The 14,080-nt window shown below is 68.8% G+C and carries 8 protein-coding genes and 1 pseudogene; 8 read left to right on the plus strand and 1 reads right to left on the minus strand.

Translation table 11 applies throughout. From position 1 onward, the window contains the following. Positions 1-310: 310 nt before the first annotated feature. Positions 311-412, plus strand: a pseudogene (locus LXN57_RS48710) (hypothetical protein); the annotation flags it as partial. Positions 413-487: 75 nt separating this feature from the next. On the opposite strand, the gene LXN57_RS26715 reads toward LXN57_RS48710, so the two are convergent. Continuing rightward, positions 488-1,405: an NAD-dependent epimerase/dehydratase family protein gene (locus LXN57_RS26715; protein ID WP_251800967.1), complete on the minus strand. Its 918-nt coding sequence runs from the start codon at positions 1,403-1,405 to the stop codon at positions 488-490. A 466-nt stretch (positions 1,406-1,871) separates the two neighbouring features. On the opposite strand from LXN57_RS26715, the gene LXN57_RS26720 reads away from it, so the two are divergent. The 7 genes from LXN57_RS26720 (at position 1,872) to LXN57_RS26750 (ending at position 14,051) form a co-directional block, all read left to right on the plus strand. Continuing rightward, complete coding sequence (locus LXN57_RS26720) at positions 1,872-2,552, plus strand: NAD(P)-dependent oxidoreductase (RefSeq protein WP_251801071.1); 681 nt, start codon at positions 1,872-1,874, stop codon at positions 2,550-2,552. Positions 2,553-2,556: 4 nt separating this feature from the next. After that, positions 2,557-3,432 carry a sigma-70 family RNA polymerase sigma factor gene (locus tag LXN57_RS26725; protein WP_251800968.1) on the plus strand — a complete coding sequence of 292 codons (876 nt, stop codon included), beginning with the start codon at positions 2,557-2,559 and terminating at the stop codon, positions 3,430-3,432. A 235-nt stretch (positions 3,433-3,667) separates the two neighbouring features. After that, on the plus strand, positions 3,668-9,718 hold the full coding sequence (locus LXN57_RS26730; RefSeq protein WP_251800969.1) for an RHS repeat-associated core domain-containing protein: 6,051 nt from the start codon (positions 3,668-3,670) through the stop codon (positions 9,716-9,718). A gap of 41 nt (positions 9,719-9,759) precedes the next feature. Then, entirely contained in the window at positions 9,760-10,359 is a 600-nt protein-coding gene (locus tag LXN57_RS26735; RefSeq protein WP_251800970.1) for a hypothetical protein, read from the plus strand. A gap of 258 nt (positions 10,360-10,617) precedes the next feature. Next, a complete protein-coding gene (locus tag LXN57_RS26740; RefSeq protein ID WP_251800971.1) occupies positions 10,618-11,181 on the plus strand; it encodes a TetR/AcrR family transcriptional regulator in 564 nt (187 codons plus the stop codon). Next, positions 11,178-12,263 carry a glycosyltransferase gene (locus LXN57_RS26745; protein ID WP_251800972.1) on the plus strand — a complete coding sequence of 362 codons (1,086 nt, stop codon included), beginning with the start codon at positions 11,178-11,180 and terminating at the stop codon, positions 12,261-12,263. The genes LXN57_RS26740 and LXN57_RS26745 overlap by 4 nt, the downstream gene beginning before the upstream one ends. Positions 12,264-12,542: 279 nt before the next feature. After that, positions 12,543-14,051 carry an ATP-binding protein gene (locus LXN57_RS26750; protein ID WP_251800973.1) on the plus strand — a complete coding sequence of 503 codons (1,509 nt, stop codon included), beginning with the start codon at positions 12,543-12,545 and terminating at the stop codon, positions 14,049-14,051. Positions 14,052-14,080 lie beyond the last annotated feature (29 nt).

Below are 14,080 nucleotides of genomic sequence, written 5' to 3' on the forward strand. Positions count from 1 at the left end.
AACGTGTTCCGGACGCCGAGCCGCGGCGCCGTCACGGCACAACCATCTTAACAACGTTAGGCATATTTCCTAGTGGACGGTTTGCTGTCCCTCGCGCGGGGTCACGATACCCACCATCCCCATCGATCTTTGGGTGCTGGTTTCCGGGCGTCCTACCGGGCTGCCGTGGAACCGTTAGTGAGACGCGCCGAGCCCGTCGCCGGGCTGGACGACCGCGCGCCCGTCGTGCTTGAACTCGTGCAGCCCAGCCCGCACCTCTCGGCAGTTCGCCTTGCTGCTGATCGTCCCGCCGGCAGGAGCCATGCGGTAGATGACGTGGGCGCTTGCAGCCGCCGAGAACGGCGTCGCACTGCAGCGGTTGGCGCTGGTGCCGGAGTCGGAATGGCCGACCGTGGTCGGGGCGCTCATCGATGGCCTGGACCCGGTTGTCGTGCACGCCCCGACTGCCCCCGACGCCATCGTCCGGTCGATCGCGGCCGTTTCATCGTCAGACGCGCGTGTGATTACCGATCTCAGCGCGAATGGCCGTGTCGAGATCTGTGGCGGTCAGGCCGAAAGTGCGAGCTGTTTCCGTCGCGTCCATCAAGAACGGCGCGTACCACTGATAGTCCATTTCGGCCATCTCACGGGCGATCGGTACCACCAGCCCAGCCGTACGCATCACGAAGCGCGGCATCTGCACCAACCTGATGGCCGGCTTGCCCGCGGCGACAGCGTAACGCCGCGCCAGTTCCCGGATGGTGATGGCCGGTGGCGACGGCACGTGCCAGGCGCGTCCCCACGCGCGCTCGTCCAGGGCGAGCGTGGTGAGGGCCCGGGCCATGTCGGTGTTGACGGTGAACGTGTGCGGCATGTCGAGGTGGCCGGTGATCCAAGCCGCCTTGCCCTTGTCCAGCGCCGGTTTGATCAGCAGGGGGTATATACCGTTCGCGTCCTTGCCGATGTAGTCGGAGCCGCGGACGTCGACGGTGCGGATGCCGGCGGCAAGGGCCTGTTCCCACAACCGTTTGCGCAGGCGGCCCTTGTGTCCCGAGGCGGCCATGGGAGTGTGCTCGTTCATCCGGCCGCCGGGCTGCGGGCCGTACGCGTACATGCTGCCGGTCAGCGCCAGCACCGCGTTGTCGGCCTTTGCGGCGGCGATCGCCGCTGTCTGCAGCGGCGGCAGCAGGCGTTCCCACGAGGTGTACGACGGAGGGTTCGCGGCGTGGTAGATGACCTTGGCGCCGCGGGCCAGCTCGGTCAGGCGGGACGGGCCCGAGGCATCCGCCGCCACCCGTTCGATCAGCGGGTGCTCGGGGCCGGACCCGCCGCGCGTGATGATCCGGACGCTCTCTCCGCGCTCGACGAGCAGGCGGGCGACGTTGGCGCCGATGGAACCGGCGCCGATGATGACATGTTCGGCCATGACAGACCTTCTCCTTCTGCTGAGCGTCCGGAGTGGTCGGGCACTCCGGGTAAGAGGTGGATCCGGGTCAGTCGTCCAAGCCGGAGGTTGCGCCAGCTCTCCAGCGCCTCCCCGATTTCCTGGGCCGTCGCGCTGGGCTTCATGATGGCCCGGTTATGTGATAAGTCATCGCTTCACTCCTGTCTGCCTAACCTCGGTAGAACTTCTAACGCCGTTAACTTAAGCGGGCCGGAACGGCACTGTCAAGGGCGGCGGCAGGTGGCGCCCTGGAGCCGCCCCTCTTCAGACTGCGCATGTCTCGCGAGCATGATCGCTGCAACGCGACGATGCCTCGCAGCGGTGGCCGCTTTCCGCCGCTCGGGAACGCTCCTCACCCTCCCGTCAAGAGCTCCACCTGTGGTTTGTCACAACCGAGGTGCGCCGGCCGACTTCCTGGCGACAGGTCATTTCGAGAGGAGCTCATGGGATGCGCATAGTCGTCTTCGGCGCGAACGGTGGCACCGGTCGCCGCCTGATACAGCAGGCACTGGACCGGGGCCATGACGTGCGGGCGGTGACCCGGCAGCCGCGTTCGTTCCCGGTCGCGGGCGCCGGCCTGGAGGTCGTGGAGGCCGATGTCACCGTCGATGCCCCGGTCGAGGGCGCCGACGTGGTGTTGTCGACGCTCGGAGCGCCGTACACCCGACGGCCGGTGACGCTCTACAGCCGGGGCACAGCGATGATCCTGGCCGCGATGCGCCGTGTGGATGTGCGCCGGCTCGTCGTGGTCAGTTCCGGCGCCACCGAGCCGCACCATCACGCCGAGGGTGGCTTCCTCCTCAACCGGGTCATCCAGCCGCTGGTGACCGCCACCATCGGCAAGTCCACCTATGTTGACATGCGGGCTATGGAGGCGCTGGTGCGCGACAGCGGCCTGGACTGGACGATCGTGCGTCCGTCGGGCCTGTTCGACAGTGACAGCGTCACGCGTTACCGGCTCTCCGAGAATCGCTCGGACGGTGTCTTCACCAGCCGGGCCGATCTGGCGGCTTGCCTGCTGGACCAGGCTGCGGACAGGACATGGATCGGGCGGACCGCGGCCGTCACCACCGCGGAGGGCGCTCCGACGCTGTCAGCGGTACTTCGGCGCGAAGCCTTCGGGAGATGAGCCGATGAACGACCACCAGTGGTTCGCCGAGCAGCTGGCACTGCACCGCCCGCGTCTGCGGGCAGTCGCCTACCGGTTGCTGGGGTCGATGACCGAGGCCGACGACGCGCTGCAGGAGGCATGGCTCCGCACCACGCGCGCCGATCGGGCCGCCGTCAGCAACCCCGCGGCATGGCTGACCACACTCGTCGGGCGGGTGTGCATCGACATGCTGCGGGCCCGGCACGCCCGCCCGGAGCAGCTGACCGGATCCTGGGAGCCGCTGATCAGTGAGCACGGCAACCCGGAGGACGCCAGTCTGCACGCTGACGCGGTCGGCATCGCGTTGCTGGTGGTACTGGACAGCCTCGAGCCCGCCGAGCGGCTGGCTGTCGTGCTGCATGACATGTTCGGTGTGCCGTTCGACCAGGTGGCTGCCGTCCTCGGGCGAACTCCGGCGGCGACCAGGCAGCTGGCCAGCCGGGCCCGGCGGCGCCTGCGTGAACAGTCCCCACCGTCCCAGGCCGGTCTGCCCGCGCAGCGGCGAGTCGTCGATGCGTTCCTGGCCGCCGCTCGCACCGGGAATTTCGACGCGCTTCTGGCACTACTGGACCCGGACGTGGTGTTCCGATCCGACCACGGACGCCGGGTACGACGCGCGCCCGCGCTGCTCACCGGCATCCATGCCGTGGCCGCCCGGGCCGCCGAAGCGGGGCCACGATTCGCCCGCCTGTGTGCTCCCGCCCTGATCAATGGGGCCGCGGGAGTCGTCGCCCGGGACCTCGGCGGCAAAACGGTCGCTGTCATCGGATTCACCTTCCGGGACGACCGCATCGCCACGATCGACATGATCCTCGACCCGGACAAGCTGCCTTCAGAGCCGACGGCCAAGTCGAGGTGACGACACCGGTGTCGTAGGCATCGCCTCGGCCCCGATGTCCGGGGCTCTCAACGGAAGCGCTGGGCAGGTCGCCGGTTTCACCGCGGCCGGACCGGTCAAACCTCGGCGCGGTGACGGATCAACGACAGATCGCAACTCATTGATACATGTACATGTTTCGCTTCCTCCGGTCATCTCACGGGGGAGGAAAATGATCATGTCGTATGCGCACAGGTTTGCGCGGGCTCGATGGTTGGTGGGGTTCATCGCCTTCCTGCTCGTCGCCACCCTCGCACCACCCGCCGACAAGCCGGCCCGGGCGGCCGAGCCCAGCGGCGACGTCCCGAAGGTCACCGCCGGCGCGGCGCCGCAGCAGCGCGGGCTGCCCGGCGGCGCCGCCCGCACCACCGCGGTCGCCGAGAAGGATCGACCGCCGATCGTCCCGCCGCTGGTCGAGGCGAGTGACGCGGCCGAGAAGGTGAGCAAGGCCGAGATCTCCCGGGCGGTGGCCGCCGCGCCGGGCGAGGTCTTCGTCGACGTGCTGCTGCGGCCCGGGTTCGTGATCGGGGACACCTCGCTGGTCGCCTACTTCAACCTCAAGGACCGCGGGTTCGAGTCGTGGCGGGTCGACCTCTACGACGCCGAGTCGCAGACGAAACAGGAATCCGTGGTGCTCGGGCTGGACAAGCTCGGCAACGACGGCTGCGGGGAACTGCGCGCCTTCTGCAAGTCGCTCGGGACGGACGAGGGCTGGCAGCTCGACGCGACCAGGAACTACTTCGTCACCGTCACCGGCATCTACCCCGACGGTGAGGTGTCGTCGGCCAACTCGGAGGACGCGCAACCGCGCACGACCGTGGACCCGCCGGCCATTCCGGACCGGCAGGCGGCCGGCTGCGGCTGCTCGGTCGCGCTGGGCATGACCAACGCCGGCCAGGCCGTACGGGCGATCGGCGTGAACACCGGCACCGGTGGCTTCACGCGCACCGAGACCGACCTGTCGATGAACTCGTTCGGGGTCCCGTTCACCTCCGGTCGCGCCTACGCGTCGCTGAACACCGGCGCCTCCGCGTTCGGGCCGGGCTGGGCCTGGGTGTACGACCTGAAGGTCACCCCGGTCGACGGCGGCGTGCTGGTGCGGGCCGAGGACGGCTCCGACACCCTGTTCAAGGCTGACGGCGACAGCTTCGTACGCCCGCCGGGTGTTCGCTCGACGCTGCGGAAGACGGCCGACGGCTGGGCGTTGACGACCCGCGACAACTTCGTGTTCTCCTTCGACGCGCAGGGCCGGCTGGTCTCGATCCTCAACCCGCGCCAGGTGGGCCTGCGGTTCGCGCACACCGACACCGGCGTCACCGTGACCGACGCGTCCGGGCGCAAGGCGATCGTCAGGATCACCGCTGGGCTGATCGACTCGATCACCCTGCCCGACGGCCGCAAGACGCTCTTCTTCTACACCAACGGCCTGCTCACCAAGGTGCGCGACGCCGTCGGTGAGGACTGGCAGTACAAGTACAACGCCGCTCGCCTGCTGACCCAGGTGATCGACCCGCGCAAGGTCGTGACGCTCACCAACGAGTACGGCGAGACCGGCCGGATCGTGCGCCAGCTCGACGCGCTGGGCGCCGCCACCACGTTCGAGTGGAACGCCGGCAAGCAGGAGGCCAAGACCACCGACGCCGACAACGTGGTGGTCTGGGACGGCTACAAGGGCAACGTGCTGCTCTACACCCAGCGCGGCAACGGCGACACCAACAGCCACCGGTACGACGGCACGCTCAACCGCAACCTGGTCGTCAACGGCAATCAGAACCAGCACGAGTCGAGCTACGACGCCGCCGGGAACCTGATCGAGCAGTTCGCGCCCGGTCGCAAGTTCAGCCAGAAAACCCAGTACGACGCCCGCAACAACCCGACCACCCACGTCGACGGTGACGGCCAGACGTGGAAGGACGAGTACAACCAGTTCGACGAGTTGGTCAAGAGCACTGATCCCGAGAACCACTCGATCACCTACACGTACGACTCCCGGGGCCTGCCCTTGACCGTGACCGACCAGCGGGGCAAGGTCACCCGCTACGAGAACATCGCGGACGGTCAGGCCAACGCGGGTCTGGCGAGCGCGTCGATCTCGCCCGAGGGACGCCGGGTCGCGTTCGGCTACGACAAGGTCGGCCGGCAGGTCAGCGTCACCGACCCGCGCGGCACGGTGGCCGGGGCGAAACCGGAGAACTACACCACCCGTACGGTCTACGACAACCTCGACCGCACGGTGGCGGTCCACGCGCCGGGCAAGCGCAACCCGGACCGCAGCGAGTACGACTCCGCCGGGCAGCTGAGGAAGTCGACGTCCGCCGGTGGTGTGGCGGTCTCGTACGCGTACTTCGACAACGGTCTGCCCAAGGCCACGTTCGAGGCGCGCCGCACGATGCTCTACACGTACACCGCGGCCGGGCGCCGGCTGACCGCCGCGACCGACATGAAGCACGAGGCCGACCTGGTCACCAGCTGGACGTACAACGCCAAGGGTCTGGTCGCCGCGGTCACCTCGCCGCGCGGCAACGTGCCCGGGGCGGTCAAGGCCGACTTCACCACCAGCTACGTCTACGACCACAACGACAACCTGATCCAGGTGCGCCGGCCCTACCCGAACGGGCAGGTCGCGGTGAAGGACTTCCGGGTCGACGACCTGGACCGCAGCGTCGAGACGGTCGACGAGTTCGGCAAGGCGTCGTCGACGACGCGGGCGAACACGGGCCTGGTCACCCAGACGCGGGACAGCCTGGGCCGCACGTCGTCGATGACCTACGACAAGTCGGGACGGCAGACCGGGATCACCGACACGGGCGGGGCGCAGACCAAGACCGAGTACGACGAGGCCGGCAACAAGATCAAGGTGATCTCGGCGACCGGCGGCGTCACGACGTACGAGTACACCGACGACGGTCAGATGGCCGCGGTGACCGAGCCGCGGGGCAACGTCGAGGGCGCCGACAAGGAACGCTTCACCGCGCACTACGAGTACGACCTGGCCGGCAACCCGGTCCGGACGATCGACGCGCTCGACAACGTCAGCACGACGAAGTTCGACGCGCTGAACCGTGAGGTGTCGACGACCGACGCCAACGGGCACACCACGCGCTACACCTACACCGACGACGACCAGCCGCGTACGGTCACCGCGCCGAACGCCGAGTTCGACTCCGACGATCCGGAGGAGGAGTCGACCGTCTATTCGTACGGGCAGGACGGTTCGCTCTCCTCGGTCACCGACCCGCGCGGCAACCGGACGTCGATCTACTACGACGACGCGGGACGGCTGATCCGCAGCACGGACCCGCTCGAGCGCAGCACCTACACCAAGTACGACCCCGACAGCAACCGGATCCAGACGCTGACGCTCGGCGAGGACGAGGAGTTCGACGACCTCGGCGCCGGCCAGATCGCCGCCCGGACCATTTTCGACGAGTACGACATCGTCAACCGGCTCGCCAAGCGGACCCAGGGCGCCGGCGGCCCGGTCTACACCTTCGGCTACGACGCGAAGGACCGGATCACCTCGTACGGGGATCCGGCCGGGGTGCGGGAGGTCGCCTACGACGACGAGGACCAGATCAAGACGGTCACCCGCAAGGAGGCCGGCCGGCCCGACGAGAAGTACGGCTACGACTACGACGCCCGCGGCAACATCACCAACCGGCAGTACCCGGACGGCACGACCGTGTCGTACGGCTACGACGCGGCCAGCCGGATCACCTCGCTGACCGCGGCCGGCTCCACGTGGGGCTTCGGTTACGACGTCTCCGGCCGGCGGACCACCACCACGCTGCCGGTGTCGACCGGTCTGGCCGAGAAGAGGGTGTACGACGATGCGGGCCGGCTCACCTCGATCGGCACCGAGCGCACCGGTGACGCGGTGCCGGGCGTGCAGGACCCGGTCGGCCGATACGACCTGACGCTCGACAAGGTCGGCAACCCGAGCCGGGTGGTGACCACCCGCGGCGGGATCGCCGAGTCGGTCGCCTACACCTACGACGAGGCCGACCAGCTCACCTCGGCCTGCTACGGGGTGGCGTCCTGCACCGACAAGACGGTCAAGCCGGTCGGGCGCATCGATTACCGGTACGACCTGGTCGGCAACCGCACCAAGCAGGTCCGCTCGGGCACGGCCGGCAACGACGTCACCGAGTACGAGTACGACGATGCCGACCAGTTGGTCGAGGAGGAGCTCGAGGGCCCGGACCACGAGCGTGAGACCGAGTACCGCTACGACGCCCGCGGCAACCAGATCAAGGCGGGCGGCGACCGGCTCGAGTACAACCTGGACAACACGATCGCCAAGGCGACGCTGGCGTCCGGGCAGGCCACCACGTTCCGGTACGACGCCGGGGGTCTCCGGATCGCCTCGACCACGGCGTTCAAGGCGGAGTCCACGACGCAACGCTGGTCGTGGGACGTGGCCGGGACGCTGCCACAGATCGGCCTGGACACCGTCGAGCAGGGCGGCACGGTCGTCGAGAAACGCGGCTTCGCGTACGGGCCGGACGACGAGCCCCTCGCGCTGCTGGACCCGGCGTCCGGGGTGCACCCGTACACCCATGACTGGCTGGGCGGCACGTCGAGCCTGCTGTCACCGTCCGGTGTGCCGCAGGAGAGCTACGACTACGACCCGTACGGCAACCCGCGGGATGGGCCGACCCTGGCCGGGCAGCAGCGGCCGGAGGCGAGCGTCGAGAACCCGATGCGGTTCGCCGGCGCCTACCAGGACGACACGTCGGGCAAGGGCAACTACTACCTGCGGGCCCGCAACTACGACCCGGGGACCGGCCGTTTCGACAGCCGCGACCCGATGCCGACCGGGGCGGGCGCGAGCTCGGAGTACACGTACGCCGCGAACAACCCGGTGGCGTTCAGCGACCCCACCGGCATGGTCCCCGATGCCGGGCCGACCACGACGGCCACGACGCCGGCCGCCACGACCGGTCCGTCGCCGGAGGACCTGGCCAAGGCCAACCAGCTGCAGTCCAAGAGCACGCTCGACGTGATCCTGGAGGCCGGTGGGCAGATCCTGATGGAGTTCCTGGGGATCAACGACATCCTCAACTGCCTCAAGGGCGACCTGGTCGCCTGCGTCTCGATGGTCGTCGGGGCGCTGCCGTGGGGCAAGATCTTCAAGGCCAAGAAGATCGGCGAGGCCATCTTCCGGGCCGGCAAGGCCGTGGTCACCTTCTTCCAGGAGCTGAAGTGGGCCAAGGCGATCATCAAGGGCGCGGAGGACGCGGCCAAGGCAGCCAAGGAAGCAGCGGCGGCAGCGGCCAAGGCGGCCGCCGAGAAGGCAGCCGCCGCCCGGGCCGCGGCTGAACAAGCGGCCAAGAAGGCGGCCGCCGAGGCTCAGGCCAAGGCGAAGGCCGTGGCGGCCAAGGCCAAGGCCAAGACGAAGAAGGAAGCGGGGGACGGATCCGCCTGCCCCACGCCGCACAGCTTCGTCGCCGGCACGCCGGTGCTGCTGGCCGACGGTTCCACCAAGCCCATCGAACAGCTCGAACCGGGCGACACCGTACAGGCCGGCGACCCGGAGACCGGCGAGGCCGGCGACCGGCAGGTCACCCACACGATCCGCACTGACGACGACAAGGAGTTCGTCGACGTCACGGTCGGCTCCGACACGGTGACGACCACCGCGCACCACCCGTTCTGGTCGGTGACCCGTGAGAAGTGGGTCGACGCGGGCGACCTGCGCGACGGCGAGGTGCTGCGGACCGCGGCGGGCACCTACGTCCAGATCTCGGCGGTGGATTCCTACGAGCACGAAGAGATCACGTACGACCTCAGCGTCGACGACCTGCACACGTACTACGTGGTCGTCGGCGACGCGCCGGTACTGGTCCACAACACCACGTTCGACGCGACGACCTGCAAGGTCTCGTACGAGACCAATGACGTGGGAATTCACCGGAACCTGTCTCCGCAGGCCAACCGGGCGCCTGGTCACACCAACACCATGGCCGACAACCAGGTTCAGAGTCATCACGTCATCCAGGACGAATGGGCGAGAAGGCAGAGCATTCCCGGCTATTCGCGTGGCGCCGCGCCGACCATTCTGATTCAGTCGTCGTCCGGTCTGCCGCATGCCCAGATCAGCGGGATGCAAAGGGCCTTGCGGAACCGTGTGGGGTACGGTACGTCCATCCAGGACGAGTTCCGGTCGTCGTATCAGCAGATGATATCGGCCGGTGTGCCGCAGAAGGCAGCGAGAAAAGCAATCGCACGGGCCTATAAGTATTTCAACAATCTCGGGGCCATCTAGCGCCTGCCGCCGTCGGCGGTGACGACGGAAAGGAGTCGGAGGTGGAGATGATCGAGCAGTTGGTCGCCCGGACGGACCCCGCCTACCAGCGGTGGCTGGGCGAAGCCACCGACGATGTCGTCACCGCCGCCGGAGCGGTCGTGTACCGGCGGGAATCCCTGCCGGAGCGCAACACCACCTACGGAGTCGGCGAGTGGCTCGCGGGCTACCTCATGATCGGCCAGGAAGGCGATCGGGGATTCTTCCTCAGGTGCGACGGCGGCGGCCCGGTGTTCTGGGCCGACCTGGGCGGTCTCGGCGAAGCCGACCTCGAGATTGCTGCTCCCGCATTCGAGGCGTGGCGGAGTTCCGGCTTCGCCCTGCCGCCCGATCCGGTGCCGGACATGCCGTTGACCGCCGACGTCTATGTAGACAGGATCCCGCTCGACGGAGTGGCGCTGCTCATGCGCGCCAGGAAACTGCTGGGCGCGGACTGGCCGGTCGGAGAACTCCGGAGCATGCTCGCCGTCCAACCGTTCCTGGCCGCGCGATCAGCTCATCCGTACGCGCTGCGGCGTGAGCTGGAATCCGTCCCCGAGTTGCGGCATCACCTGTTCTATTCCAGTGATGCCGGCCTGGAGGCGGTGTGGGCGAAATGTTGACAGCCGCGAATCGGTGGAACTCGTCGAAGGGGTCTTCGCGGTCGGCGACCTCCGGTCCGGCTCCACCAGGCGAGTAGCCACCGCCGTCGGCGCCGGCGCCGACGGCGGTGCGATGAGGGATTCGGTCGGCGTCGTCGTGAGAGCGGGTCGGCGCCCAGGCGGAGTCCCGGTACAGGCCAGGACGGCAGACCGAAACGAGACCGAAGTGGTGCGCGTCGTACCCGTCGCCGCAGCGCTTTCATGTTAATGTGGATTAACATGAAAGCATCGCGTGGGTACACCCAGACGGCTCGTGCCGAGTCCGCGGCCGCCACCCGGCAGCGCATCCTTGAGGCGACGGTGACGGCGTTCGGTCAGCTGCCGGAGGTGACCCTCGCCGGCGTCGCGGCTCTCGCCGGCGTCAGCGTGCAGACGGTGCTGCGCCACTTCGGCAACCGTGACGCGTTGATCGCGCAGGCGGCATCGATGCTCGCCGACGAGCGGGCGGCGCCGGCCGGCGATCCCGGGCATGCCATCCGGGTGCTCTACGACCAGTACGAACGTCGCGGCGATGCCAACATCCGGCTGCTCGGCAAGGAGGACACCGCCCCGCACGTCAAGCGCCTGATGGACCGCGGCCGAGCCATGCACCGCGACTGGGTCGAGCAGGTGTTCGCGCCGATCATCAGTGGTCTGACCCCGGTCGCTCGCGAGGCGCTGATCGACCTGCTGATCGTCGCCACCGACGTCTACACGTGGAAGGTGCTGCGCCGCGACCGGCGGCTCAGCCGGCGTTCGGCGGAGTCCCGCGTGCGACAACTCGTCGAGAGGATCCTGCAGTGAGCGACGTCCTGGTCGTCACGTGGGACGCCGGCGGCACCGTCGCCCCGGCCGTGGGGATAGCCGCCGAACTTCGGTCTCGCGGTCACCGCGTGCGGGTGCTCGGCCATGCCCCGATGCGTCGGACGGTGGAGTCCGAGGGTCTTGCCTTTCACGGGTACCAGCGGGCCCGCGGCTGGCAACCACGTGCCCGGCTGAGTACCCGCCGGGCCGAATTGGCCTATCTTGGCGCATGCGTCGACCGGGGCGCCGGCCGGGACGTCGTGGCCCTGCTGCGTGAGCACCCATGCGACGTAGCTGTTGTCGACTGCATGCTGCTGGGCGCGCTGGCGGCGGTCCGGCGGGCCGGTGTACGACACGTGTCGCTGGTACATACCCTCTACGGGTACTTGCGGCAGGAATTCGGCACCGGAGCGCTCAACGCGGTCGCAACGGTGAAAGGCATGCGGCCACGTCGCCTCTGGGACGGCGCCGACCGGACGCTGGTCACCACCGTGGCGTCACTGGAGCCCACGTCCCCATTGCCGGCCAATGCGCGAGTCGTCGGCCCGATCGTGCCACCTGCCGCCCCGGCCAGCTCTGCCGGGAAGCTGTTGGTGAGCCTGAGTTCGCTGTACTACCCCGGCCAGGCCGGCACCCTGCAGGCCATCGTGGACGCGGTCGCGGACCTGCCGCTGCCGGTCGTGCTCACCACGGGCAACGCCGTGCGGCCCGAGGAGCTTCAACGGCCGTCCACCATGGAGGTGCTCGGATACGTGCCGCACGCCAAGATCATGCCGGACGTGTCACTGGTCGTCGGCCACGGCGGTCACGGTACGACGATGCAGGCCCTCGCGCACGACCTGCCGATGGTGATCGTACCGATGTTCGATCGCAGCGATCAGCCCCTGGTCGGCTCGCTCGTCCAGCACGCCGGCGCCGCCGAGGTCGTGTCGCGGCGGGCAGATCCGGCAACCATCCGTGCCGCCGTCGACCGCATGCTCGCCCCCGGCCCGCACCGGGCCGCCGCCGCTCGCCTCGGCGCGGAGATCCGATCCTCGCCCGGCGCTCCCCATGCCGCCGACGAGATCGAGGCCCTGCTGTGACACGGAACGGTACGGCGGCAACTGGTCGAACCAAGCTCAACGGTCAGGTCGTGCATATCGCAACCACGTTCCCCAAGATCACGTGAGCGGTGCGCGAACATAGCCGATGAGATTGTGTCGACTGTGGAAGCGTTGACTGTGTGATGCTGCTTCGGCTGCCGTATCCGGGCTGAGTAAATGGTTTCGAGCCCTGGGAAATGGTCCTGTGGGTCATGGACTCGTCTTTGGTGGTCCGTAGCTCTGGTGTGCTCGGTCCGCAGGAGAACCTAGGATCGCCCGATGATGGCACGGTGGCGGCAGGCGATCTCGGACGAGCGGCTGCGGCAAGCTGGATGGCTGGTCGACGAGGCGACCCGGCTGTCCATCGCGGGCCGCCGGGACGAGGCGGCCGAGACCGGCGAACGCGGGCTTCGGATGGTGCGCGACGTCGCGCGCTGGGCGCCGGGGGAGGCGTTGCCCCTGCTCGCTCGAGCCACGGCCGACCAGTCGTGGTACCTGGCCGGGCTCGGGCGGCACAGTGCCGCGCTCGAGCTCGCCGAGGAGGCACTGAGCCTGGCACGCGCTGCTCACGACGTCCCGTTGCTGGCAAGGGCGTTGATTGCCGCGGCCGACAGGCTGCTCGAATCGGGCCGAGCGCAGGAGTCCCTGGCCCGCAGCCGGGAGCTGATCGAGCTACCCCGCCTGCGATCCGACACCTGGCTGGCCGACGGCCTGGCGACTCTGTCGATGTCACTTGCCGAGACCGGGCAACATGAAGAGGCGTACCAGATCAGCGAGCAGGCATTGCGCATGTGGCAGACGCTCGCGGCTGAGCAGCCGTCCCTGGCGGTTCACTCCGTGTACGGGCGGATTCTGCTCAACCACGCCAATCGGCTCTACCTGATCGGCCGCTGGACGGAGGCGGCGGAGACCGCCACCCAGACGATCGCGTTCTATCGCGAGATGCCCGGCGTGGACGGCTTGGTCCGGCTCCAGAAGCTGGCCTTGGCGTTGGGCAACTGCTCGATCATCCTGTCCCGGATCCGGCGCCATGACGAGGCGTCGGCGATGTCCACGGAGGCGGTCGCGATCAGCCGCATCCTGGTGGCGGCCCAGTCCGGGCACCGAGCGCAGCTCGCTTCCGGGTTACGGTCGCATGGTGGCCGGCTTGCTGCCCTCGGCCAGGCCGAACAATCGGTGGAAGTACTCGCGGAGGCTGTGGCCATCTACCGGGAACTGGCCGCCGAAGAGCGGAGCAGCTATCTGTCCAAGCTCGCTGAGGCGGTCAGCGACCTGGCGACCGCGTCCGACACCGAGAACGCCACAGCGCTCGCGGAAGAAGCGGTTGATCTGCGTCGCGAGTTGGTTGCCGGCAACCGAGCCGTGCACCTGCCGGGTCTGGCGCTGTCGCTGTCGATCCTGGCGGACAAGCAGGGCGCGGCCGGCCGGCTGGCTGCTGCGCTGCAGACCGGTGACGAGTCCGTACGCCTGATCCGCGAGGCAGCCGAAGCCAACCGGGCCGGCGTGCTGCCGCGGTACGCGTTCCTGGTGCAGGAGCAGACCGAGCGGCTGGATCGGGCAGGCAGGGCGGCCGAAGCCTTGGCACTCGGGGAGGAGGCCATCGGGGTCGCTCGGCAAGCGCTCGGTACGCATCGGGCAGCCGGCCTGGGAGGGCTGGCCGACGCGTTGCTCGCGCAGGCCCGGCGATTGACCGCCGGGCCAGGCCGGAACAAGGCAAACAAACGGCGGGCGAGGGAGCTGAGCCGCCAAGCGGACAGGCTCCGGACAGAACGCAACGCCATGGACTGACCCGGGCCTCCAGCCCACAGCGTCTCTGG

It is taken from the genome of Paractinoplanes hotanensis (assembly GCF_023717965.1).
GTDB lineage: Bacteria > Actinomycetota > Actinomycetes > Mycobacteriales > Micromonosporaceae > Actinoplanes > Actinoplanes polyasparticus.

Coding starts and splice junctions, on each gene's coding strand:
- LXN57_RS26715 (WP_251800967.1), bottom strand. CDS start 1,405: ATGGCCGAACATGTCATCATCGGCGCCGGTTCCATCGGCGCCAACGTC.
- LXN57_RS26720 (WP_251801071.1), top strand. CDS start 1,872: ATGCGCATAGTCGTCTTCGGCGCGAACGGTGGCACCGGTCGCCGCCTG.
- LXN57_RS26725 (WP_251800968.1), top strand. CDS start 2,557: ATGAACGACCACCAGTGGTTCGCCGAGCAGCTGGCACTGCACCGCCCG.
- LXN57_RS26740 (WP_251800971.1), top strand. CDS start 10,618: ATGAAAGCATCGCGTGGGTACACCCAGACGGCTCGTGCCGAGTCCGCG.
- LXN57_RS26750 (WP_251800973.1), top strand. CDS start 12,543: ATGATGGCACGGTGGCGGCAGGCGATCTCGGACGAGCGGCTGCGGCAA.